The 22,523-nt window shown below is 67.4% G+C and carries 18 protein-coding genes and 1 tRNA gene; 8 read left to right on the top strand and 11 right to left on the bottom strand.

The annotated features are described in order from the left end of the window. Nucleotides 1–70: 70 nt before the first annotated feature. Nucleotides 71–535, bottom strand: coding sequence for a hypothetical protein (locus ACWDY5_RS02360; protein WP_449720570.1), 465 nt, complete (start codon nucleotides 533–535; stop codon nucleotides 71–73). A gap of 270 nt (nucleotides 536–805) precedes the next feature. On the opposite strand from ACWDY5_RS02360, the gene ACWDY5_RS02355 reads away from it, so the two are divergent. The 3 genes from ACWDY5_RS02355 (at nucleotide 806) to ACWDY5_RS02345 (ending at nucleotide 6,185) form a co-directional block, all read left to right on the top strand. Further along, nucleotides 806–4,477: an ALF repeat-containing protein gene (locus ACWDY5_RS02355; protein WP_449720569.1), complete on the top strand. Its 3,672-nt coding sequence runs from the start codon at nucleotides 806–808 to the stop codon at nucleotides 4,475–4,477. A gap of 2 nt (nucleotides 4,478–4,479) precedes the next feature. Then, nucleotides 4,480–5,019, top strand: coding sequence for a hypothetical protein (locus tag ACWDY5_RS02350; RefSeq protein WP_449720568.1), 540 nt, complete (start codon nucleotides 4,480–4,482; stop codon nucleotides 5,017–5,019). A 317-nt stretch (nucleotides 5,020–5,336) separates the two neighbouring features. Further along, the gene (locus tag ACWDY5_RS02345) at nucleotides 5,337–6,185 is read left to right on the top strand and encodes a hypothetical protein (RefSeq protein ID WP_449720567.1); all 849 of its coding nucleotides are present in this window, start codon (nucleotides 5,337–5,339) and stop codon (nucleotides 6,183–6,185) included. Nucleotides 6,186–6,502: 317 nt separating this feature from the next. Here the strand turns inward: ACWDY5_RS02345 and ACWDY5_RS02340 are convergent, their stop codons facing one another. The 3 genes from ACWDY5_RS02340 to ACWDY5_RS02330 form a co-directional block, all read right to left on the bottom strand. Further along, on the bottom strand, nucleotides 6,503–7,240 hold the full coding sequence (locus ACWDY5_RS02340) for an aspartate/glutamate racemase family protein (protein ID WP_449720566.1): 738 nt from the start codon (nucleotides 7,238–7,240) through the stop codon (nucleotides 6,503–6,505). 138 nt (nucleotides 7,241–7,378) lie between these two features. Beyond that, nucleotides 7,379–7,819, bottom strand: a complete 441-nt coding sequence (locus ACWDY5_RS02335) for a hypothetical protein (RefSeq protein ID WP_449720565.1) — start codon at nucleotides 7,817–7,819, stop codon at nucleotides 7,379–7,381. 157 nt (nucleotides 7,820–7,976) lie between these two features. Beyond that, on the bottom strand, nucleotides 7,977–8,303 hold the full coding sequence (locus ACWDY5_RS02330) for a hypothetical protein (RefSeq protein ID WP_449720564.1): 327 nt from the start codon (nucleotides 8,301–8,303) through the stop codon (nucleotides 7,977–7,979). 190 nt (nucleotides 8,304–8,493) lie between these two features. On the opposite strand from ACWDY5_RS02330, the gene ACWDY5_RS02325 reads away from it, so the two are divergent. From ACWDY5_RS02325 to ACWDY5_RS02315, 3 genes are all read left to right on the top strand, one after another. Then, complete coding sequence (locus ACWDY5_RS02325) at nucleotides 8,494–8,856, top strand: hypothetical protein (RefSeq protein WP_449720563.1); 363 nt, start codon at nucleotides 8,494–8,496, stop codon at nucleotides 8,854–8,856. Between the two features lie 593 nt (nucleotides 8,857–9,449). Continuing rightward, entirely contained in the window at nucleotides 9,450–9,605 is a 156-nt protein-coding gene (locus tag ACWDY5_RS02320) for a hypothetical protein (RefSeq protein WP_449720562.1), read from the top strand. A 552-nt stretch (nucleotides 9,606–10,157) separates the two neighbouring features. Next, nucleotides 10,158–13,298: a BTAD domain-containing putative transcriptional regulator gene (locus ACWDY5_RS02315; protein ID WP_449720561.1), complete on the top strand. Its 3,141-nt coding sequence runs from the start codon at nucleotides 10,158–10,160 to the stop codon at nucleotides 13,296–13,298. Here ACWDY5_RS02315 and ACWDY5_RS02310 read toward each other — a convergent pair. The 4 genes from ACWDY5_RS02310 to ACWDY5_RS02295 all read right to left on the bottom strand — a co-directional run bounded on the left by ACWDY5_RS02310 (nucleotide 13,282) and on the right by ACWDY5_RS02295 (nucleotide 16,588). Further along, entirely contained in the window at nucleotides 13,282–14,043 is a 762-nt protein-coding gene (locus tag ACWDY5_RS02310; protein WP_449720560.1) for an ABC transporter permease, read from the bottom strand. The two genes, ACWDY5_RS02315 and ACWDY5_RS02310, sit on opposite strands and share 17 nt — an antisense overlap. After that, nucleotides 14,040–14,984, bottom strand: a complete 945-nt coding sequence (locus ACWDY5_RS02305) for an ATP-binding cassette domain-containing protein (protein WP_449720848.1) — start codon at nucleotides 14,982–14,984, stop codon at nucleotides 14,040–14,042. Before ACWDY5_RS02305 ends, ACWDY5_RS02310 begins: the two co-directional genes overlap by 4 nt. A gap of 475 nt (nucleotides 14,985–15,459) precedes the next feature. Next, nucleotides 15,460–16,149 (bottom strand): hypothetical protein, encoded by a 690-nt coding sequence (locus ACWDY5_RS02300; protein ID WP_449720559.1) that lies wholly within the window; start codon nucleotides 16,147–16,149, stop codon nucleotides 15,460–15,462. 366 nt (nucleotides 16,150–16,515) lie between these two features. Continuing rightward, nucleotides 16,516–16,588 (bottom strand) — tRNA-Ala (locus ACWDY5_RS02295). 123 nt (nucleotides 16,589–16,711) lie between these two features. Here ACWDY5_RS02295 and ACWDY5_RS02290 point away from each other — a divergent pair. Continuing rightward, nucleotides 16,712–18,043, top strand: a complete 1,332-nt coding sequence (locus ACWDY5_RS02290) for a phenylacetate--CoA ligase family protein (RefSeq protein WP_449720558.1) — start codon at nucleotides 16,712–16,714, stop codon at nucleotides 18,041–18,043. A 3-nt stretch (nucleotides 18,044–18,046) separates the two neighbouring features. On the opposite strand, the gene ACWDY5_RS02285 is transcribed toward ACWDY5_RS02290, so the two are convergent. Further along, on the bottom strand, nucleotides 18,047–18,847 hold the full coding sequence (locus ACWDY5_RS02285; RefSeq protein WP_449720557.1) for a DsbA family protein: 801 nt from the start codon (nucleotides 18,845–18,847) through the stop codon (nucleotides 18,047–18,049). A gap of 127 nt (nucleotides 18,848–18,974) precedes the next feature. On the opposite strand from ACWDY5_RS02285, the gene ACWDY5_RS02280 reads away from it, so the two are divergent. After that, nucleotides 18,975–19,697 carry a VIT1/CCC1 transporter family protein gene (locus ACWDY5_RS02280; protein ID WP_449720556.1) on the top strand — a complete coding sequence of 241 codons (723 nt, stop codon included), beginning with the start codon at nucleotides 18,975–18,977 and terminating at the stop codon, nucleotides 19,695–19,697. 256 nt (nucleotides 19,698–19,953) lie between these two features. On the opposite strand, the gene ACWDY5_RS02275 is transcribed toward ACWDY5_RS02280, so the two are convergent. Together ACWDY5_RS02275 and ACWDY5_RS02270 are read right to left on the bottom strand one after the other, a co-directional pair. Then, a complete protein-coding gene (locus ACWDY5_RS02275) occupies nucleotides 19,954–21,282 on the bottom strand; it encodes an MFS transporter (protein ID WP_449720555.1) in 1,329 nt (442 codons plus the stop codon). A 102-nt stretch (nucleotides 21,283–21,384) separates the two neighbouring features. After that, nucleotides 21,385–22,515 carry a glycosyltransferase gene (locus ACWDY5_RS02270; protein WP_449720554.1) on the bottom strand — a complete coding sequence of 377 codons (1,131 nt, stop codon included), beginning with the start codon at nucleotides 22,513–22,515 and terminating at the stop codon, nucleotides 21,385–21,387. Nucleotides 22,516–22,523 lie beyond the last annotated feature (8 nt).

Raw genomic sequence — 22,523 nt, 5'->3', positions numbered from 1 at the left:
GCACAGCGCAAGCTGTACCCATACGAAACAGTGCGACCAAGAAGCTTGCTCTATGGAAGCGAGACTCAACTCATCTGGCGGCGCTGATTTCCAGCAAGACACCGAACTTGCCTTCGCCAGTTCCCTCGCCGATACCAATCCACTTGTTCTGCGGCACCAGCACCGACTCGTTCTTACCGTTGACAGAGACCAGTGCAGTGACCTTGTGTCCGGAGTTGCCGCGGATCGCGAAGGTCTGATCGAGTTCCATGGCCAGCTTGCCGGTGGACCCCAGCACCTTGAAGCAGATCTCGTCGCGGTCGCGGCTGCGGACCTTGACCGGATCGCCTCCTGCGGCGCAGTCGACCAGGATGATGTTGCCGTCACCTCGGTGCAGGCGAATGCCCTTGTCTTTGAAGATCTTGTCCGCATCCGGATAGGCGAAATCCTCCACCGCAGGTGGCGGTGTGTCCTGGGTCAGCGCCGGCGATCCGGTGGCTGCCAGAACTGATCCGGCGATCATGGCCAGTACGGCCAGACGAATAAAGGACCGCACGGGTCCATCCCCCCTCATGATTGTGCCCTCAGCACAGAAACGTTGCCTGTCCCCAACAGGCACCGGGCAGCAATCTAGACATAGCCCAGCCCAAGTGCCACAAGCCTATGACGAGCATCACTATTGGTAACGCTCGAATGGTACGCCAAACGAGGGATCTTGTTGCATCCCCTCCAAGCCACGCTGTACAACCTCTGCGGCGAGCATCGAGAATGCTTGCTGATAGGCATATGCCAAGGGGGGCAATTTTTTATGCATGTCAGGAGACTCGTGCTGCCCGCAGCACGGGCGATCACGACTTTGGTGACTGTGGTGGCGCTCGGCGCTGGCATGGCCGGGACGGCCGGTGCCGACACCGCGGATCCGACCATCGCGGACGCGCGGCGCCAGGCGCTGGAGTTGATGAAGACCGGTGGGCCGGGCGTGTCCAGGGCAGCCGAAGCGGCACTGACTGGATCAGATGACGACGTCCGGACCTTCATCCGGACTGGGCAGCAGAAGGCCGAAGAGGACGATCTGCGAGTCCGGGCCACGCAGATGATGTCCGCTGGCGGGCCGGGGGTGAAGGCCGCAGCGCAGAAGGCCCTCGACGGCACGATCGAGGACATTCGCGCCTTCGTGACCTCGGGGTGGCGCAAGCCCGCTCAGGACGATCTCGAGGTCCGCATCCTGCAGATCATGACCGACGGCGGGCCGGGGGTGAAGGCCGCAGCGCAGAAGGCTCTCGACGGCTCGCTCGAGGACAAACGCCGCTTCTTCATCACCGGTCAGCACGATGCGCGAGGGGACGACGATCGGGTCCGGGTGGTGCAGATCCTGAGCACCGGCGGCCCTGAGGTCAGCAAGGCAGCACAGCGCGCACTGGATGGCAGCTACGAGGACATCCGCGAGTTCCTGTTCTCCGGTTACCAGATCGCCGCGGCGCGCGATCAGGAGACCCTTTCCGTTGCCCGGCTGGCTGACCTGGCTGAGGTCGCGGGCCGCCATGCGGCTGAACAGACCAAAGCCGCCAAGGAAGCCTCCGAGCAGGCAGTGAACGCAGCTCGTTTGGCGAAGGACGCCGCGCTGAAGGCAGCCGAGGAGACCGAGGCCGCTCATGGGTCCTCGACCAAGGCCGCACAGGCAGCGGACCGCGCGGCGGATGCGGCCGACCGTGCCGCCCGTGCCGCGCAAACTGCCATCAATGCCGCCGCTGTGGCCAACCAGGCTGCCCGTGCCGCGGCCAGCGCGGCAAGCCAGGCCGCCCAGGCAGCGGCAGCGGCAGGGCAGGCGGCGGCGAAGGCACGTAACGCGGCGGCGGCAGCAGCGACCGACCGCGGCCACGCCGAGTCGGCGACCAAGGCGGCGAAGGAGGCGCGCGACGTCGCCAAGAGCGCGCGGCTGGCCGGGGAGGCCGCCGCGGCCGCGGCCAAGGCCGCCTCCGACGCCGGAAACGCGGCGGCAGCCGCGGGCCAGGCTGGCTCTCACGCCGATCAGGCAGCAGGAGCCGCAGATCAGGCTGGCGAGCAGGCCAAGCGCGCGGGTGCCAACGCGGGAGCAGCGAAACGGGCCAGCGAGAAGGCCAAGCGCGCAGCAGCCGAAGCCACTCGCGCTGCGCGGGCCGCCCAGTCCATCGCGGGCGAAGCAGCGCGTGCGGCCCGGGAAGCCAAGGACGCGGCTTACCAGGCCGCTCAGCATGCAGACAACGCCGCCACCGCGGCTGAGGAAGCCGCCCGGCATGCCGGCGAGGCCGAAGGCGCAGCCGACCGGGCCCAAGCCGCGGCCGATGGCGCCACACAGGCTGCTGATCAGTCCCAAGCCGCGGTGGACAAGGCGCGGGCGATCTCGGAGATCTCCCGGCGGGCTGACGCCGAACGGCTGGCCCAGCAGGAGGCCGAAGCCGTAGCGGCTGCGGAGAAGGCGAAGCAGGCTGAGGCGGACCGACAGGATGACGCCCGGTGGAAGGCCGGTGAGGCCGCGAAGCTGGACGCGGAAACCCAGCGCTTGCTGGCTGCGGCCAAAGACCCTGCCGCCGACGTCGCCGTCGTGGTGGCCAACGGGCGGAAGGCGGCCGGCCGGCTCGCACGCACCGCGGGCAGTTGGGTCAGGTCCGCGGCAGAGGCCGCTCTGGTGGGAACGGACGCCGATGTCGTGTCCTTCGTTCGCGCCGGGCTGGAGCTGGCAACAGAACAGGACGACCGTGCCAGCGTCGGTCACATCGCCGACACCGCTGTGTATGGCGGCGAGCGTCTCGCCGCCGAGGGCGTGCTCAGCGGCAACCACAACCAGGTGAAGAGCTTCCTGCAAAACCGTTGGTATCCCGGCAGGGGCGACGACAGCCGAGTCCGGACGAGTCAGATCATGACCGCCGGTGGCCCGGGAGTGAAGGCTGCGGCCAGCAAGGCACTGGACGGGACCGATGAGGATGTTCAGCGGTTCCTTGACAGCGGGCAGCACAAAGCCCGCGAGGACGACGAGCTGGTGTTGATCACTCAGGCGATCAGCTCCGGCGGCCCGGAAGTCAAGGCAGCCGGCCAGGCCGCCATGAGCGGGCCCGCGTCCCACCGGCGCGAGTTCTTGCAGACCGGCCTCGTCAAGGCGCAGCAACGCGATGCCGACACCATCAGCCACGTCGCCCAGATCAACTCCTATCTTGCCCGTGCTGCTCAGGCGGCTGCTCTGGCTCGACAGGACGCGGCTGAGGCACATGCGGCAGCGGCCACCGCCCGCCATGCGGCTGAGGAGGCACGGAGCTGGGCAGATCGGGCCAAAGCGTCGGCGGCTCAGGCGCGCGAGTTCGCCAATGAAGCGAAGGCCGCGGCTGAACGTGCTCAGCAGTCGGCCGATCAGGCTGCCGAGTCCGCGCGCCGAGCCAAGGCCGCCGCGGATGCCGCCCAGCGAGACGCCGCGGCCGCGGCCAAGTCCGCCACCAGGGCCGCGGCATCCGCCTCAACCGCAAGGACTCACGCTGCGCAGGCCCGGGCCGACGCCGACCGCGCTCGCGCCGATGCCATCGCCGCGGGCAAGTCGAGCGAGGAGGCAGCCGCGGCGGCCAAGGAAGCATCGCAAATCGCCATGCAGAAGAAGCGACTGGAAGAGGCTGCCGCCCGAGAGGAAGACGGCGCGCGCAGGCAAGCGGGTGAGACGACCACCGCTGACGAGTCCGCACTCCTGGCTGAGGGAGGCCAAGAGATGGTGGATCAGTACCGCCAAGCGTTGATCGACGCCAACAAGGATGTCACGGACTGGATCATCGAGAACGGCGGACAGCTCCTCATCAAGTTCCTCGGCCTGGAAAACATCCTGCGCTGCGCGACTGAGGGTGCCGATTGCGGGTGGGCACTGCTCGATGTGCTCACTTCGGCGGTCGGGGTCTTGAGGATCCCCGCCATGGCCAAGACGGTGTGGCACATCATCAACGGTGTGGGCGCGTTCCTGGAGCGCAGCAAGGCTGCTAAAGCGTTGCTCGATCGAGCTCGCGGGCTCATCGATAAGAATCGCGAAAAGAATCGGCCCCAGATAGCCGAATGCTTGCTCGAGGTAGGCGGATCACTTCGCGCCACTAGCTCCCACGCGAAGCCGAATGCAGCACCCAGCGGCAAGAAAAAGCCCTGTCTCACCGTCGAACATGTCGCCGTCCTGCATCCTGACTGGATTCGTAAGGGTTTCCATGTCCACATGGAAGATGGCGCAGAGGTCAAGATCACCGTCAACAAGGAAGGTAACCTTGTCGGGCAGCCAATCAGGGCAAATGGTCGAGTCCCTGACGAGAAAGCGATGGCGGCAGCAGTTGAGCATGTCAAAACCAATGCACGGGATCGTGCTAAGCTGATCACCGTCGCGCAGGAAGCGCTCAGGGAAATGCGGGAAGGTTACCGCACCAAGAAGGGTGCCTGGAAGATGAACGATGCGGCCCGCATCACAGAAGTAGCGGCAACCCTCGCCGCTTTGCAGAAGATTTGACGATGTCGGATATTGATTTTTACTCGGATTTCACCGCAAGCTCCGGCAAGGTTCTAGGGCTTGGCGTAGGTTCCACGCCCGACGAGTGGAGCCAGAAACTCGGCAACGAATTTGATGAGAACCAGTTCTCCGAAGGGAGCATTTCCAGAGACTTCGGTTTCATTGGCCTCGACTTCCTTCGTGTGGACAATGTGTTTTCATGCCACCTGCTGATCCTTGCAATTCACAAGCTTGACATGAATCTCGAACACTGGGATGCGGTTCCCGAAGCCCTCCACAGTGCTTACGGGAAATTTTCCAGCAGGGTTCCCCTCGACGCATTGATTGATCCACTGGAGAACAGGGGCCTCACCCTGCTTCGAATTCGGCGCGGCATCACCATCGACCTGGATCGAATCTGGATTCCGGAGACCCGGGTAGAGATTTCAGTGGTTCATGATCCAGAATTTGCGCGCGAACGAAGCAAGCAGGTGGGCGACATCTACAGTATTGCTCACCTCGCAACTTCGGAAGTTGAGCCGGATCGACTAGAAGCGTTCTGACTCATCGAGCAGTTGAACCTGCACTTGCAGTCTCGCACACAATCTCGGGGTTCCCGTCAACACAATCGGCGGGAACCCCGAGGTGATCTACGCGAGAACAGCAAGGTGGGTATCTTGCCACGCGCCTGAACCTCGCGGCTTGGCAAGGTTGAGCGTGCCGTCTGAGATTGAGCGCATGGTACGACGGGAGAAGTTGCCGCCACGCAGCCACTCTCGGCCGAGGTCGGCGTGGACGTGCGGGTAGTTGTACGTCACCTGCTGAGCACGAAGCATCCGGACATTGAACCGGCTCATACATAGGCATCTCTCCGTGGACGATGGACCGCGACTATCGAACCGTTGCGCAGGAACTGAGAAATGAATACCTTATAGCTTCTCGTACGGCATGGGACTCCGAGGATCCGATGAGCATAGGCAAGATCAAGGCCGGACGCTTCACGGTAACCGATAAGGACATCAAGGACACCGGTTCGTTCGATGTTCTCCGGAACGTCCGGCTGGAGAAGTGGCTCTGCAACGAGGCGGGGTTCATCGACTGCGTCTTCACCGGCACGCTCCGCAGCATCAACTTCAACCGAGAGCTCGACAAGGAAGCCCGGGCTCAGCTGGGACGGAAGGAGAATACCTACACCGGCAACGACTTCTCCGGTGCGACCCTGGAGTGGGTGGCGTTCAAGGGCGGTGTCGACCTGACCGCCAGCGGCTGCCCATTGGCGAGCAGTACCTGTAATTGCCCGAGGCGGATCGAATCCTCGCCGCGGCCTTCGTCGAGGTCGATCACATTCGGGCGATTGCGCGAGGTCCTCATCGCAGCCAAGGTGAATCTCGAACAACCGGCCGGAAGTTCGTCCGGGACCAAACGCCCGAATCTGGCAATCGACCGGCGTGATCGCGCACGCGGTCGAGCCGTTTCTGGTCCTGGCTGCGCTGGTGGCAGCGGCCCAAGACGTCCGGTGGCATCCCCGGCTGTCCCCGATCGCCAGTGTGTGGCCGCCAGAGGAGACCGAACCTCGTTCGATCGAGGAAGCCATGGCTCTGCCCGATGGCTCTCCCTGGAAGGATCCGGGTGCCGTCTTGCAGGAACTGGGCACTGCGACCAGGGACAGCCTCGCCGCGGTGCCGGAGGATCGACTGGCACAGGTCGCGGCGCAGTGGGCGAGAGCTGAGGCGTTCGCCCGCTTCCAGGACGTGAACCCGGACAGCATGTTGGCGGTCGTTCGCGATCTGGTGGGTCTGGCCCAGCGGGCACGAGCCGCCGACGAGCAGCTCTTCTGCTGGATTGGTTCCCGCCGGCGGCCGGGGCCGGCCGCTGAGAACGGGTACGGGCGGCCAAGCGAGGGTGTCCCTACCCGGGCGCGCGGCACGAGGCGCGAGTTCCTCGACTTCCTCAGCCAGCACACCGCAGACGAACTGCCCGATGTGCTGCGGCAGCCCAGGCACCATCTCGCGGCCGTCTTGCGCTCCAGCCTCGCGGCGACGGTGCTCAGCGGCGCTGGTCGACCACGTGCCCCTGGTCGGCTTCGGGGGCGAGGGCCAGGTCCACCGCGGCTTCGGCATGCGCGACGGCCGTGTCGATGATGGGCACCGGACTGTCCTCGGGTTCGACGAGCATGCCGAACTCGGTGCACCCGAGGACGATGACCTCCGCGCCGCGCTCCACCAGGTCCGCGATGGCGGCCTTGAACTTGTTCCGGGTCGCGGTGAGGAAGACGCCTTTGGCGAGTTCCTGGTAGAGCGCGTTGTGCACGTTCTCCTGGTGTTCGCCCTCGGCGACCAGCACCTTGAGGTCATAGCGTTTCCGCAGGCGGTTCACGAAGTAGTCGCCGGTCATCGTGTAGCGGCTGCCGAGCAGTCCCACGGTGGTGAACCCGCGTTCCCTGACCTGCCGGGCGGCCGGGTCGACGATGTGGAGGAACGGGAGGTCGACCGCGCTTTCGATGCGGTCAGCGGCGGCGTGCACGGTGTTGCAGGCGATCAGGAAGAAGTCCGCGCCCGCGGCCTTCAGCTTGTTGCCCTGCTCGGCCAGGAGGTCGCCAACCACGTCCCAGCGACCCTCGCGCTGGTTCCGGTCGACTTCCTCGAAGTCGGTCTGCGCCAGTACAAGTCGCGCGCTGTGCAGCCCGTCGTCACCCAGGCGCTGGGAGATCTTTTCGTTGATGAGCCGGTAATAGGCGATCGAACTGGGCCAGGCGACACCGCCGACGATTCCGATGGTCTTCATTTCCCCACGCTAGAACCGCGCTTCCCATACGTCCAATACACCCGGGAGCCTCTTTTCATGCGTCAGCGCATGAATGTCGCATACGCTGACGCGGGCACATCGAACTGTGCCTCGCGGGTGCGTGCTTGGCGATCCCGGTCAGCGGCGGCCGGTGGCCAGGATGACGAGGAACTGGCCGCCGCCCGGTTCGATGCTGGCGGTCACCGGCAGTCCTGGCACCAGCCGGGAGAACCGGTCCACCAGCCAGTCCGCCGCTTCCTGGGCGTCCTGCTTGGTCGGGCAGCGGGCCACCATCTCGCGGCCTCCCTTGCGCTCCAGCCTCGTGGCGACAGTGATCAGCGGCGCGGGTTCGACCACGTGTAGGCGGTCCGGCCACGCGATGACCACCTTGACCGCGCCCTTGCGGGTGTTGCAGCCGCGGTGCGCGAGCCGCTCGGCGACCTTGGCCTTCCGGTCGGCGGTCCGGCTGTCGACGCTGGGCCCCCTCGGGTCGTTCACCGACATGTCGGGGTCGACCGGTTCATCGCACACCCAGCAGCGCCAGCCGTCGCGCTCGGCCACATCATCGAGGAGACTCACCCGGGCAAACTAGCCTGCCACCCCGTCTCGTGGCGATCGCAACCCGGAATCCGGATCATCATCCACAAAGGACAGAAGAGCGAGAACCACGTCGAGCTGGTTCTGGTCGACGAGCCGCACAACCTGGACCTGGCCGTGCCGCGCGCGGCGCCTTCGCTCAGCTGCCTTGGCCCGCTCGATCCTTACCGGCTGCCCCTTCGCCGGATGAGCCGGACAAGAAGGTGGTGCCGTCACGCATGTTCGAGGGCAGCCGGGGGAACGGTCCGCGCCGGATGTAGCGCCAGTGCGAGACGAACACGACGGTGGTCAGCACGAGGCTCAGCGAGCCCGCGAACAGGAACGCCGTCCAGTCGTCGTGCAGGAGCACCCCGGCGACGATCGCGAAGACCAGGACCGCGCCACCGGTCAGCCCGCCCCGCCAGGTCATCCGCTTGAGGTCGTGCATCCGCTCGCGCTGCTCGTCGTCCATCTCGCGCTTTCCCACGCGCCAACCCTCCCACAACGGGCGGGACGCGGGACGATTCTTGGCGGTGCGCGTCCGGGAGGGCGGCCACCGCCATACAGACGGCGCGCCCTCCCAGGTCCGGACCACCAGTCCCTTGTCCCGCTGGTGGCGTGACGTTCACGCCAAAATCCGCATTCCTTGGTTCGATGGCGTTGCTACCGTTGTGGACATGTGCCGGTACGCCTTGTCGCCCTACAAGGTGCACTACGTGTGTGTGCCCTGCCGCAAGAGCCACAAGTACGGGTGGGACGGCGCGGAGCACCGGTGCCCGATCTGCCGGCGGCCGATGGCCTTCGCCGGTCACGACTTCGCCGCGCCGCGCAGGCGCGACGACTCGGGATGGGCCGCGGTTGCCGCCGTGCTCGCCGCCGGGTTGCGCTACGACGGATTTGAGGCCTGTGGCTGCGGGCAGGTGCCGAAGTTCCGACCACGAACCAGCTCCGCCGTGCGGGCCAGGTTGAGAATCGCCAGGCGGGTGGGCGTGCCGGAACCCGAAGCCCTCGCCGCACGCGACCCACACGACCTGACCTGACCCCTCGCCAGCGCCGGCCGCACAGCGCTGAAATGCCAGAAGCCCCGGGACACGTTGTGGACCGTGTCACCAGGGCTTCTGAGGCTATCTCAACCGAGTGGAGCTGAGGGGATTCGAACCCCTGACCCCCACACTGCCAGCGTAGGTAGATCGAGCCTCTGACCAGCCAGAACAGAGAAACTGCTGGTGCTTCAGTGTTGGCGAGTGCCGTTGCGTACCGTTCGCCTGCGTCCAACGCGGTTCCCGCAGCGCCCCTGCTCCAGATTTGCTCCAGCTTGCCCGGTGTGAAGCAGGCCCAGCAGATGCGCGGCACGAACCACCGCACTCCAACACGAGCCGCGTCGTCCCGTTAGTGCTGGATGAGCGCTCTTCCGACTAGGGCGCTCAACCTGCCACCAGCCTCGTGGCAGCGTTTTCCGAGTTCGCCCACTGCCGGGCGGACCACTCCTACCGCTCGAAATCACCCCATTCAGCGGCATGGCGCTGTTCCCCGGTCAGGCGGCGCTCCGGGCGGCGGCGCATTACCTGCTCGCCAGGGTCGGGGAGGGCGTCGTGCTCGACGTGCCGAGGTCAGCGACAACGGCAAGAGCATCGTGCTCAACCAGATCCTGGCGAACTCGGTGGCCGAGGGCCTGGCCGGCCATCTGCTGTCCACAGTGGACAGCGGGTTGAACCTACCGCGCCTGCGGTGGGTCACCGTGATCGACCAGAACCTAATCGGCCGCACGCCGCACCCGAAGCAGGACTGACCGCGTCCGCGTTCTCGTTCAACTCCGTGGGCAGGCGCTGCGCTGCGGGCAAGGGATCCGGTCGGATCCGGATGAACATGGAGTTCCTAGGCAACACACGTTCTTTCCGCACGAGATGGCCGCACAGGTGGGATTTGATTCCACCCAATTGCCTTGAACCTAAGCTGGAAGTCGTTGCAGTGGCCGGATTTCATCTGGCGGAGCACGGGATGAACAACTCGGCCGCGCCGCCGACATGCAGCAACGACGTCCGATCGCCGGCATGTCCGTGCGTGCGGCACGCCAGGCCCCGATTTGCAGTGGCAGCCCGCAGGCAGAAACGTACACTCTCCGACCGGCGTCGGTCAGGTTGTATAAGGTGGCACTTCACGCTGCTTCTGGGCTGCGACCAGGATCATCGTCCCGCCGAGCGCCGCGCTCCCGATTCTCGCAGGGCACCACGCTCAAGCGCCTGGACTCGACCCGTTACCACCGCTGCGGTGATTCCGCACTACAGGCATGAACCATGCCTCAGCTGGCAGTCCGTGAACCGCACGCGGCAGAATTACCCGGGTGCGGATCGCGATGCTCGGTCCACTCGAGGTTCGAACAGACGACGGCGTTCTGGTGGACATACCAGGAGCCCGGCTGCGCGCGCTGCTGACCGCGCTCGCGCTCGAACCAGATCGAGTGGTCACGAAGGCGAAGCTGGTCGACTGGATCTGGGGCAACCGACCGCCCGCTGACGCGGCCAATGCCCTGCAAGCACTGGTCTCACGACTGCGCAAAGCCCTGCCGGACGGGACGGTCGAGGGGCAGGCAGGCGGTTACCGGCTCGTTGTGGAACCGCCAGCAGTCGACGCCGTCCGGTTCGATCACCTCGTTGCGGAGGCGCGCGGCAGCGGGAACCCGCAGCGGGCGCAACTCCTGCGCAGAGCCCTCGGGTTGTGGCGCGGTGCCGCCATGGAAGACGTGGGCTTGCTGGACAGCGAAACGTTCAACGCGACTGCCTCGCGGCTCGAAGGACTGCGGCGAGCCGCGACGGAAGACCGGATAGAGGCCGACATCGACCTTGGCGGGGGTTCGGATCTGGTCGGCGAGCTGACCGAACTGGTAGCCGCTCATCCGCTGAGAGAACGACTTGTCGCCGCGCTGATGCGCGCCCTGAGCGCGGCAGGGCGCAGCACCGAAGCCTTGACCGTGTACCAGCGTGCGCGGGAAGACCTCGCCGATGCCCTGGGCGTCGAGCCTTCACCCGCGCTGTCCGAGCTGCACGTCGCGCTGCTGCGCGGCGAACTGGAACCACGCGAAGGCACCAGGAAGACGAATCTGCGCGCCGAGTTGACCAGCTTCGTCGGTAAGAATGACGATGTCATCACGGTCGGCAGACTCGTCAAAGTGCATCGTCTCACCACCTTGACCGGACCTGGCGGCTCCGGGAAGACCCGGCTGGCCACGGAAACCGCACGCACGCTCCTCGACGACTTGCCGGATGGAGCATGGCTGGTAGAGCTTGCTTCGGTTCGCGCGAGCGGCGAAGTCGCGCAGGCGGCGCTCGCCGCGCTCGGTCTCCGGGTCCACGCCCTGCTCGGCGGGGCGGCGAGCGCCGAGCCCGCGGACCGGCTGATCGCGGCGCTTCGCGAACGTGAGGCGTTGCTGATTCTGGACAACTGCGAGCACGTGATCGAGTCGGCCGCGGATTTCGCCCACCGTCTGCTGGGCGAGTGCAGGCGGCTACGGATCCTCGCGACGAGCAGGGAGCCGCTCGGCATCACGGGCGAGGCGTTGTGGCAGGTGGAACCGCTGCCTCTGCCCGCGAGGAACGCCGGTCCCGGCGAGATCGAGTCCTCCCCCGCGGTGCAGTTGCTCCGAGACCGCGCCAGCGCGGTGCGCAAAGACCTCGCGGGCGACCCACGCACGCTGGCGAACATGATGCGCGTTTGCCGGGCGCTCGACGGTATGCCGTTGGCGATCGAACTCGCCGCGGCCAGGCTGCGCACCATGTCTCTCGACCAGCTCGCCAACCGGCTCGACGACCGATTCCGCCTGCTGACCAGCGGCAGTCGCACGGCACTGCCAAGGCACAAGACACTGCGCGCGGTAGTCGACTGGAGCTGGGAACTGCTCACTGACGCTGAACGGATGGTTCTGCGCAGGCTCTCGGTGTTCTCCGGCGGCGCGAGTCTGGAGGCCGCCGAGCACGTCTGCGCGGGTGACGCGGTGGCCCAGTCGGAGGTCCTCGAGCTACTCACAGCACTGACCGAGAAATCGATGCTGCTCGCCGAGGGGAACGACGCACCTCGCTACCGGATGATCGACACGATCAAGGAGTACACCGCGCAGCGGCTGGCCGAGGCCGCGGAATCGGACTCGGCACGTCGTGCTCACCTGGCGTACTTCACCGAGCTCACCGAGACCGCCGAACCACACCTGCGCCGCGCCGAACAGCTCGAGTGGCTCGCCGCGCTCGAGGTCGAGCACGACAACATCAGCGCCGCGGTGCGCGGTGCGATCGCGTCAGGTGAAGCACAGGAGGCGATGCGGCTCGCCGCAGCCGCCGGGTGGTACTGGTGGCTCGGAGGGCACAAAGCTGAGGGCACTGAGTTGATCATGGCGGCTGCCAGCACCCCTGGCGAGGTGACGGATGAGATCCGGGCAACGGCTTACGCGATCGTGGTCCTCTTCGTCACCTCAGGACAGGGCGACCAGCACCAAGCGCAGGAGTGGATCCACGAGGCATACCGATTCACCCAGCGTAGCCGCCGCCACCACCCACTGCTCGGATTCGTTGCGCCGATGGAACGCATGCTGCAGGCGCCCGACGAGGTACTGCCCGCGTTCGAACCGCTGCTCACCGACGACGACCCGTGGGTTCGGGCACAGGCCCGCCTGAACCGTGGCCAGCTGCGGATCACCCTCGGGCGGGTAGAGCCCGAAGCGGACTCGGACATCGAGACGGCGCTCAGTGAGTTCCGAGCGCTTGGCGAACGCTGGGGTATCTCGATCGCTTTGATCTCCCTGGCCGACCGGCTCGCCATGCGAGGTGAGTTCGCCCGCGCCTGCGCGAACTACGAACAGGCAATCGCGGTCCTGAACGAGGTCGGCGCGATCGAGGACATCGTCAATATGCGCGCACGGCAGGCACAGTTGTTCTGGCTTCTGGGGGACGAGCAGTCCAGCCGGGCCGCCATGGCCGACGCACGACGGTGTGCGGAGGAGGTCTCCTGGCCCGACGCCTTGGCCGAACTGGCCGTGTCACAGGCGCAACTCGCGCGTTGGAGCGGCGATCTCGAGGAAGCGCACCGACAACTCGCCCAGGTGAAGGCGATGCTGGGCAACGGCCAGGAGAAGCCCTACTTCCGGGCTGTCACCCACGACCTGCTCGGCTACCTCACCGAGGATCTTGACCAAGCCCGCGAGCACCGCGCCGCCGCATTCCAGGCTGCGTGCGAGGCGGCGCACCTTCCCTTGATCGCGCAAGCACTCCTCGGCATCGCGGACCTTGCCCTGCGCCAGGCTCAATACGAGCAGGCCGTGCGGCTGGTCGCTGCGAGCACCGCCGTACGCGGGTTGCCGGATCGCGCCCAGCCCGACGCGGCGAGGATTGAGGCAGTCGCGCGGCGTCGCCTCGGCGAGGGGGCATTCGCCGAGGCGACGCGTGAGGGCGAGCGGGCGGAATGGCGTGAACTAGCGGCACTTACGCTCGTTTGCTGAACGTCGCGCGCGCCCAGAAGTAACCAAGGAGCATGAGGCCGACGCACCACGCGACCGCGGTGACCGCCGTGCTGGTGGCGACCGTCCCCGTCAGCAGTCCGCGCAGGGTTTCGATGATGGAGGTGAACGGCTGGTACTCCGCGAACTCGCGAACACCTGGCCCCATCTTCTCGGACGGAACGAAGGCGCTGCTCAGGAAGGGCAGCATCACCAGCGGAAAGATGGAGAAGTTCGCGCTTTCCGGAGTCTTCGCAGCCAGTCCGAGTGCGGTCGTCACCCAGCCGATCGCGACGACCGTCAGCACGATCAGGCCAATCGCAGCCAACCAGTCCGCGAAGCCGGCCGAAGGCCGGAAGCCCATCAACAGGGCCACGCCGATGATCACCGCGATGGCCACCATGCTGCGCAACGTGCTCGCCACGACGTGCCCCGTGAGCACGGCACCGCGGGATACGTCCATGACGCGGAACCGGTTGATGACCCCTGTCGCCATGTCGGCATGAACGGCCACCGCGGTCGCGCCTACCCCGTAACCCACCGTCATCATGATCAATCCAGGCGTCGCGTAGTCGACGTACTTGGCGCCGACACTGAACGCACCGCCGAACACGTAGACGAACAAGAACATCATGATGATCGGGAAGAGAATCGCGCTGAACAGCGCCATGGGGTTGCGCACCGTGTGCTTGACGTTGCGGCGCAACATAGTCCCGGAGTCCTTGAGAGACAGTGCGATGGTGCTCATCGTGCGGTGACCTCCGCGCTCGCGTGACCGGTCAGGGCAAGGAAGACGTCGTCGAGGTCAGGGGTGTGGACGGACAACTCCTCGACCTCGATCGAGTTCTCATCAAGTCGATCCAGGAGTGCCCGCAAGGACCTCACACCGCCGTCCCCGGGGACCCGCAACGTCAACGCATCGTCATCCCGGCTCTCTCCTCCCAGGGCTCGCGCCGCCGCGTCAAGGTCCAGCACATCCCTGAACCGGAGGCGGATGTGACTGCCGGGGACCTGGCGCTTCAACTCGTCGGCAGTGCCTTCAGCGACCAGTTTTCCCTGGTCGAGCACGGCGATGCGGTCTGCGAGTTGATCGGCCTCCTCGAGATACTGCGTCGTCAGGAAGATGGTCATGCCGTCGGCGACCAACTCCTGGATGATCTGCCACATGGTGCGGCGGCTACGCGGATCAAGTCCGGTCGTGGGCTCATCCAGAAAGATGATTCGCGGTTTGCCCACGAGCGTCATGGCGAGGTCGAGCTTCCGGCGCATACCACCGGAGTAGGTCGCGACCGGCTTCGGAGCCGCCTCGAGCAGGTCGAACCTCGTGAGCAGGTCTTTGCTGACGCGCCTTCCCTCGTCTTTGGGCAGGTGCTGCAGATCTGCGATCAGCAGGAGGTTCTCCTCGCCGGTCAGCAGGTTGTCCACCGATGCGAACTGGCCGGTCACACCGATCGCCGCTCGCACCGCTTTGGTCTCCGTCGCGACGTCGTGTCCGGCAACGCGCACCGTGCCGCCGTCCGCCTGCAGCAGAGTGGTCAGCACATTCACTGTCGTCGTCTTGCCCGCGCCATTCGGGCCGAGCAACGAGAAGACGGTGCCCGCGCGAACTTCCAGGTCGATGCCGTCTAGCACGACCGCATCCCCGTACGCCTTGCGCAGCCCTGAGACTGCAATCGCTGACTGCGTCATGCCAACGACGATCGCGAACTGTCCTGATACCGAGCCGTCAGGAGCCTGATACGGCCGCTGGCGCGCCGTCAGGTACACCGACTATGCCACACCAAACAGCCGATATCACTCTAAGTAGTCATCCGATCGCGCCTCTGAACAGCGCGAACAGAGAATCCGCTGGTGCAGTGGTCCCACAGTTCTGTTGCGGCCCCTTCGCCGCCGTCTACTCCAGTCAAACCGCGCCGCTGCTCCAAGTTTGCTCCAGACAAGCCCCGGTTGCCTGGAGACTCGCGTCGACCTGCCTGCCGATGGGGCCCTGCTGAAGACCTCGGCCCACCACCTCGGTTGGTGCCGCCGCTCCGCGAATGGCCACCTGACCCGACTGTCCGTCAGCGCCGGGCGCACCGGGTCCTCCAACAGTGGATGGTGTTGCGGTTGTCATGCCAGCAGGGAACATAGCCACCGTCGCGCGGTTCCGGAAAAGCATGATCACCTAGAGGGACGCCCTGGTTGCCGCCGCCGGCCATGACCGGTTCGGAGCCGATGCCAGCTGACACCGCAACGGGCCTACTCCAGCGCCCGCAGCCGGTCGCCCAGGCCTGGTAGCACTTCCTCGTGCAGAGTCTCCTGCTCGCGGTCCTCGCCGGTGACGGCGATGCGCTGGGCAAGGGAACGCAGCGAACCAAGGCCTGTCCACCGCGAGCTTCTCGGCAAGTGTCCGGCCACGGGCCAACTGGGCCTGTGCCTGCTTCCGGTAAGGGCCGGCAGCCCAGTGTTCGCCGAGCACGTCCTTGCGGTTGACCTCGCCCAGGCTGTTGCCCAGCTCGTCGAGCACCAGCACACGGCCGTGGGTCTCGACGTCGGACAGCAGTGCAGCCAACACCAGTTGCACGGCGTATACCTTGACCTGCGCGCCGTTGGCGACCTCGCGGTAGGGCACGAACGCGCCGCTGCGCGACCGCTTCCAACGGGGCACAACCTCCCACGCCCATTCCCCCGGGCCCTGTGGACGCTGGGGGACGAACGCGATCTGGGCACCGCAACCGCCGCGTTCCTCGTCCAGACGGTGGAACGCGGCGCTGACCCGCTTGAGGATGCTCTCAATCCGCTGCTCGATCATGTCCTGCAGGACGGTGACCCGGTTCTTCCAGTCGGTCAACTGGGTTTCCAACTCCTGGTGCATCACCGCCCGACACGCCAGTCCGCTGACTCTTAATCAGCGGGTAGCCGCCGCGGACCCCCAGCCGACAGCCCGCGATCACCATGTCGGTCACTCCGAGGCAGCTTCTGATGAGCGCCGCGTTCCAGTAGTCGACCAGTAGGACAACCCGTTTGGGGCTGCCATCGGGCCGAACCTGGAGCGGCAGGGCGACCCCGTTTCGCGGCGGAGGCAGGTGCGCTCCAGATCCGCTCCAGGAAACGGCCGAAATTCAGACCACTGTCCATATGGGACAAACCAGCAAGATCATCGAGACCTCGGGAAATGCCAGAAGCCCCGGGACACGTTGTGGACCGTGTCACCAGGGCTTCCGGGGCTATCTCAACCGAGTGGAGCTGAGGGGATTCGAACCCCTGACCCCCACACTGCCAGTGTGGTGCGCTACCAACTGCGCTACAGCCCCGTCTCCGGTGCGCTGACCTGGAGTTTTTGTCTCCCGTTCAGTGCCTGCATACCGTACCTCATCTCCCCTCATGAACAAAAATCGGGGGTTGGCCAACGGTGTTTGGGCTGGTAGATCCCTCGTATGCGCACTCTGAACCCGGTACTGACCGAACCCGACGCCGAGGGGGTCTCGCCGGAGCGGCGGGCCGTGCTCCAGGAGCAGCGGTTGCGGGGGTTGGTGGGGCGGATCCTGCGGGGCGGAGGTGTGCTGGCCGGGCGGTTGCGGGAGTGCGGGGTGCGGAGCGGGCGGGATGTGTCGCTGGCGGAGCTGCACCTGTTGCCCACGTTGAGCAAGCGGGATTTGTGGGATCACTACCCGTTCGGGTTGCGGGTGGTGGATGAGCGTGAAGTTGTCTGCGTGCACGGGTCTTCCGGGACCGGTGGGCGGCCGACGCTGATTCCCTACACCGCGCACGACGTGGACGTGTGGGCGCGGGTGATGGCGCGGGCGCTGGGCGGGGCGGGGGTCACCGGGCGGAGTCTTATCCACAACGCCTACGGGTACGGGTTGTTCACCGGGGGGCTTGGGGTGCACCACGGCGGGATGCGGTTGGGAGCGACCGTGTTGCCGCTCTCCGGTGGGATGACCGAGCGACAGGTGCGGTTGCTGGTGGACCTGCGCGCGGATGTGTTGTGCTGCACGCCTTCCTACGCCATCCACCTCGGCGAGGCGTTGCGGGCGGCCGGGATTTCGCCGCGGCAGCTGGGTTTGCGGGTCGGGGTGTTCGGGGCGGAGCCGTGGACGGCGGAGATGCGCGGGCAGATCGAGGGGCTGCTGGGGTTGCGGGCGTTGGACATCTACGGACTGTCGGAGATCATCGGGCCGGGGGTGGCCTGTGAGTCGCTGGACTCCGAGGGCATGCTCAACGTGGCCGAGGACCACTTCTACGTCGAGGCCGTGGACGCCGACGGCAGGCCGGTGCCCGATGGCACGCCGGGCGAACTGGTGTTCACCACGCTGACCAAGACCGGGATGCCGCTGATCCGCTACCGCAGCGGGGACGTGGCCACGCTGGCCGGACCGGTGCCGGGGTCGGCGCGCACGTTGCGGCGGATGAGCAAGCTGCTGGGGCGGGTGGACGACATGCTGGTGGTGCGCGGGGTCAACGTGTTCCCCACCGAGATCGAGGCGGTGCTGCTGGCGGACAACCGGGTCAGCCCGCACTACCTCGTCGTGGAGGACCGGCGGGTGGCGGCGCGGCCGGAGCTGCGGATCGCGGTGGAGCCGTTCGCGGACTCGGTGGACGCCGAGGCGCTCGGGCGGGAGCTGACCGCGGCGTTGCGGGAGCGGCTGGGCATCGGGTGCGCGGTGCTGGTGGTCGAGCCGGGGGTGGTGCCGCGCACGGAGACGGGAAAGGCGCGTCGCCTGGTGCGGTGGAGCACCGGGGACGCGCCTCTGCCGGGGATCGGGTGAGGCTCAGCCGGCCTGCTGCTTGATCAGGTCGTCGAGCCAGGTGGCGGACTGGCGGTAGTCGACGACCTTGTTGCCGGAGACCACGGCCGGGGTGCCGTTGAAGCCGCCAGCCTCCTTGAAGCCGGGGTCGTTGTCGACGTTGGCGAAGGCGTCCTGCAGCGGCTTGTTGAAGGTGCCGTTGCGGATGTCGTTGGCGAAGTTCTCGCCGGTGACGCCGACGTCCTTGCCCAGCTGGATCAGCTGGTCCTTGGTGTAGCCCGCGCCGTTCTCCTTGGGCTGCTTGGCGTACAGGCTGGCGAAGAAGTCCGGGAACTTGCTCGGGTCCGCCTCGGCGACGGCCATCGCGGCGTTGGCCGAGTCCAGCGAGTAGCCCTCCGGCTTGGACAGCTTCACCAGCATCGGCAGCATGTGGTAGCGGACCTTGAGCTCGCCCGCGTTCAGCTTGTCCTGGATCTGCTTGCCGAAGTTCTCCTCGAACCCGCCGCAGCCGGGGCAGAGGAAGTCCGCGTACAGGTCCACAGTGGCCTTCGCGGAGTCCTTGCCCGCCACGATCACCGCGTTGTCCCGCTTCACCGGGTAGGTCGGGTTGACCTTGACCGCGGGGATCGCGGTGGAGGTGGTGGCGCTGTCGGTCTTCGCGGTGAAGTAGATGCCACCGAAGACCGCGGCGGCGATGACCACGACGGCGGCCACGCCGACCCACATCTTGGTGCGGTCTGCCTTGCCGCGGGCGGCCGCCATCGCCTTGGCCGCCGCGGCGGCATCCTGCTTGCGCTTGCGCCCGTTGCGCTCGGCACCGCCCACGATTCTGATCCTTTCCAGCGACGAACCGGCCACCGTCCGGCGGCCTCGGCGGCAGCCTAATCGGCGGTGGATGAGAACGCCGTGAGTCGAATGTCGGTTTTAGCACGGCCGGGCTACCGTAATTTTCATGACCGCACCGGAAAGCAGTGGCGCCGAGGAAGTCGGGCACGTGCACTCCGATGTCTCCGGTGGCTGGCTGCGGCCCGCCGTCTTCGGCGCGATGGACGGCCTGGTGACCAACATCGCGCTGGTCGCGGGCGTGGGCGGCGGCGGAGCGGGCGCCGGGGTGATCCTGCTCTCCGGGATGGCCGGGCTGGTCTCCGGGGCCTTCTCCATGGCGCTGGGCGAGTACGCCTCGGTGGAGACGCAGAACAACCAGGTGCGGGCCGAGGTGGCCGTGGAGCGGGCCGAGCTGCGCGCGCACCCCAAGGCCGAGGAGCAGGAGCTGGTCGAGTCCTACCTGGCGATGGGGCTGACCGAGGACACCGCGCGCCGGGTGGCCGCCGAGGTGCACCGGGACCCGGAGCTGGCGGTGCGGGTGCACATCACCCAGGAGCTGGGCGTGGACCCGACCGAGCAGCCCTCGCCGTGGCTGGCCGGGACCTCCTCGTTCTTCTGCTTCGCCGTCGGCGCGCTGTTCCCGCTGCTGCCCTACCTGCTGGGCTTCGACTCGCTGCTGGCCGGCCTGCTGGTCGGCGGGGTCGGCCTGGTCATCGCGGGCGCGCTCGTGGCAAGGTTCACCACCCGGCCGTGGTGGCTGAACGGTCTGCGGCAGCTGATGTTCGGCGCGATCGCGGCCGGTGCCACCTACCTGGTCGGTTCACTCATCGGGGTGAGCATGGCGGGCTGAACGAAGTTCCCTTGAATTACCGTCGGAACTTTCCCGGATGAACGCCGCGGGTATGCGGGCATACCGCCAGGTGACCCTGAACTGGCCGTTTTCCGTCTCGACCCGGATTCCGCACAAACTGTTTATCAACAGCGTGTAGCTCCGGACCCACTGATCGGCGGGATCACCCATTCCCTAGACCGGGTGACGGCCTGCACACTCCTGGCACACGTGGGGGGCCGGTTGCGAGGGCGCCGGTCCCCCACGTTCCCAACGTTCAGGCCTCGGGCTGACGCGGTTTCCCGGCCACCCGCTCGCCCAGCGGCAGCTCCGGCCCCTCGTCCAGGCAGCCGCACTCCGCGGCCAGCGCCGTGCCCCGATGGGTCTCCTCAGTCGGTCCCGCCTTGCTGGGCAGGGTCTCCGGCGCGGCCAGCCAGACCAGCGCGGCGAGCAGGCTGAGCAACCCGGTGACCGCGAACGCGGCCTGGAAGGAGATCGTCTCGGCGATCGCCCCCGCGGCCAGCGGGCCGATGATCGCGCCGATGTCGGCGGTCATCTGGAACCCGGCCAGCACCGGCCCGCCGCGGCCCCGGTTGCCGATCACGTCGGCCACCGCGGCGCTCTGCGGCGGGTTGAGCAGTCCCGCGCCCAGCCCGGCCACGAAGGAGGAGGCCAGGAACATCGGCACCGAGGTGGTGAAGCCCAGCCACACCGTGCCGACCGCGGTGATGACCAGCCCGATCAGCACCAGCGGCTTGCGGCCCTGCCGGTCGGCCAGCCAGCCGGAGAGCAGCAGCATGGCCGCGTTGCCCACCGCGAACACGGTCATCGCCCAGCCGGCCATGCTCGGCTCGCTGAGCAGCACCGCGGAGACGAACAGCGGGATCAGCGAGACCCGGACGCCGAAGACCGCCCAGCCGTTGGCGAAGCTGGAGGCCAGCGCGGCCACGTAGGCGCGGTGCCGCAGTGCCTCGCGCACGGTCAGCACCGGGCCGTCGTCGTCCTTGACCGGCGCGGCCAGGGTGGAGCGGCGCAGGAACAGCCAGGCCACGAAGGCGGCCAGCACCAGCGCGGCGGCGTAGCCGAGGAACGGGGCCTTCAGCGAGACCGAGACCAGCAGGCCGCCGAAGATCGGGCCGATCACGTTGCCCAGCAGGAAGCCGGTGCCCCACAGCCCGGAGGCGCGGCCGCGCAGGTTCGGCGGGCTGAGCCGGATCAGCAGGGCCACCGCGGAGACGGTGAACATGGTCGAGCCGGTGCCGCCGAGCGCGCGGAAGAGCAGCAGCTGCCAGTAGGAGTCGGCGAAGGCGCAGGCGCCGGTGGACAGCGCCACGATCAGGATGCCGATCAGGTAGATCGGGCGTTCGCCGAACCTGGTCACCAGCCGGCCGCTGACCGGCGCGAAGGCCAGTCGCATGAAGGCGAAGGCGCTGATCACGATGGAGGCGGCGGTGACGCCGACGTCGAAGCTGGCCGCGTAGCTGGGCAGCGCGGGGGCCAGGATGCCGAAGCCGACCGCGATCACGAAGCTGGCCACCACCAGCACCCAGACCTCGGCCGGCAACCGCTGTGCGTTCTGGTCGGGGGACTGCTCGGCCGAACGCACGCTGCCTCCATGATCTTCGTTAGCGACACTAAGTAGGCGCAACGAGAATAAGCGATCTAGGCAAGGCGATATTCCGTTGTCACGCAACGGGTTCGGTTGATCTCAACGGGTGACGGAGCGACCGCGCCAGCTCGCGGTGCCGCGCAGCACCTGGCCGAGTCCGCTGCCCAGCGTGCTGCCCAGCGCGGCCCAGGACAGCGGCGCGAGCAGCGCGGTGGCCGGCGGCTGGTGGGCGAACCGGGCGAAGAGCAGCTGCCCGTAGCTCTGCGCCGCCCAGCCGAGCAGGCCCGCGGCGGCCAGTGCGCGATCGCGGCGCAGCAGGCCGGTGAGCGCGGCGATCGGCGGGGTCAGGCCGAACACGGTGCTCACCACGGCGCCCGCGGCCAGCAGCGGCACGCTGCTCCCGGTGCCGACCACGAAGCTCTTGCGCAGCGAGCGCCACAGCTGGCCGAACCCGTCGTGGCCCTGGGCGCTCAGCTCGGCGGTGGCGTCCACGATCAGCACCCGGCCGCCGGTGTCCCGCACCCTGGTGGCCAGGTCCACGTCGTCGGCGGTGGAGGCGGCCAGCGCGGCCCAGCCGCCGATGCGCTGGTAGGCGGTGCGGCGCAGCAGCAGGCACTGCCCGATGGCCAGCACCCGCTTGTTGTTCCCGTTCGGCGGCACCACCTCGAACAGCGCCACGGTGGCCGCGGGCAGCAGCAGGCAGGCGGCCGCGCCGGGCCGCGCGGCACCCGGGCTGGACACCAGGTCCGCGCCGTGTTCCTCGGCAGCGGCGAGCAGGCGGCCGAGCAGGCCGGGCCGGGCCACCCCGTCGGCGTCCATGAACAGCAGCCAGTCCGCCGAGTCCCCGGCCGCGCGCACCCCGGCGGCCATCGCGGCCACCTTGCCGGACCAGCCGGTCGGCGGGCCATCCCCGCGCACCAGGGTGACCCGCTCGTCCTGGGCGGCCTGGGCGGCGACCACCTCGGCGGTGCGGTCGGCGGAGGCGTCGTCCACCACCACGATCCGCAGGTTCTGGTGCTCCTGGGCGCGCAGTCCGGCCACACCGCGGCCGATGGTGGCCTGCTCGTCCCTGGCCGGGATGATCGCGGCGACCTCGACCGGCCGGTCCAGCGGTTCGGGCGGCAGCGGGACGACCTTGCGGAGCACCCGCGCGTAGTTGGCCGTGCGTCCGATGGCCAGGGCGGCGACCGTGATCGCCAGTCCGGCGCCGATCCGCCCCAGTGCGCTCATGGACCCGA

The organism is Crossiella sp. NPDC003009, assembly GCF_053591555.1.
This window is presented reverse-complemented; position numbering and strand designations above follow the sequence as displayed.

What these genes read in the sequence shown, in the direction of transcription:
- ACWDY5_RS02350 (WP_449720568.1), top strand. Translation starts at nt 4,480, where the DNA reads ATGTCGGATATTGATTTTTACTCGGATTTCACCGCAAGCTCCGGCAAG.
- ACWDY5_RS02345 (WP_449720567.1), top strand. Translation starts at nt 5,337, where the DNA reads ATGGACCGCGACTATCGAACCGTTGCGCAGGAACTGAGAAATGAATAC.
- ACWDY5_RS02340 (WP_449720566.1), bottom strand. Translation starts at nt 7,240, where the DNA reads ATGAAGACCATCGGAATCGTCGGCGGTGTCGCCTGGCCCAGTTCGATC.
- ACWDY5_RS02325 (WP_449720563.1), top strand. Translation starts at nt 8,494, where the DNA reads ATGTGCCGGTACGCCTTGTCGCCCTACAAGGTGCACTACGTGTGTGTG.
- ACWDY5_RS02310 (WP_449720560.1), bottom strand. Translation starts at nt 14,043, where the DNA reads ATGAGCACCATCGCACTGTCTCTCAAGGACTCCGGGACTATGTTGCGC.
- ACWDY5_RS02305 (WP_449720848.1), bottom strand. Translation starts at nt 14,984, where the DNA reads ATGACGCAGTCAGCGATTGCAGTCTCAGGGCTGCGCAAGGCGTACGGG.
- ACWDY5_RS02300 (WP_449720559.1), bottom strand. Translation starts at nt 16,149, where the DNA reads ATGCACCAGGAGTTGGAAACCCAGTTGACCGACTGGAAGAACCGGGTC.
- ACWDY5_RS02290 (WP_449720558.1), top strand. Translation starts at nt 16,712, where the DNA reads ATGCGCACTCTGAACCCGGTACTGACCGAACCCGACGCCGAGGGGGTC.
- ACWDY5_RS02280 (WP_449720556.1), top strand. Translation starts at nt 18,975, where the DNA reads ATGACCGCACCGGAAAGCAGTGGCGCCGAGGAAGTCGGGCACGTGCAC.
- ACWDY5_RS02270 (WP_449720554.1), bottom strand. Translation starts at nt 22,515, where the DNA reads ATGAGCGCACTGGGGCGGATCGGCGCCGGACTGGCGATCACGGTCGCC.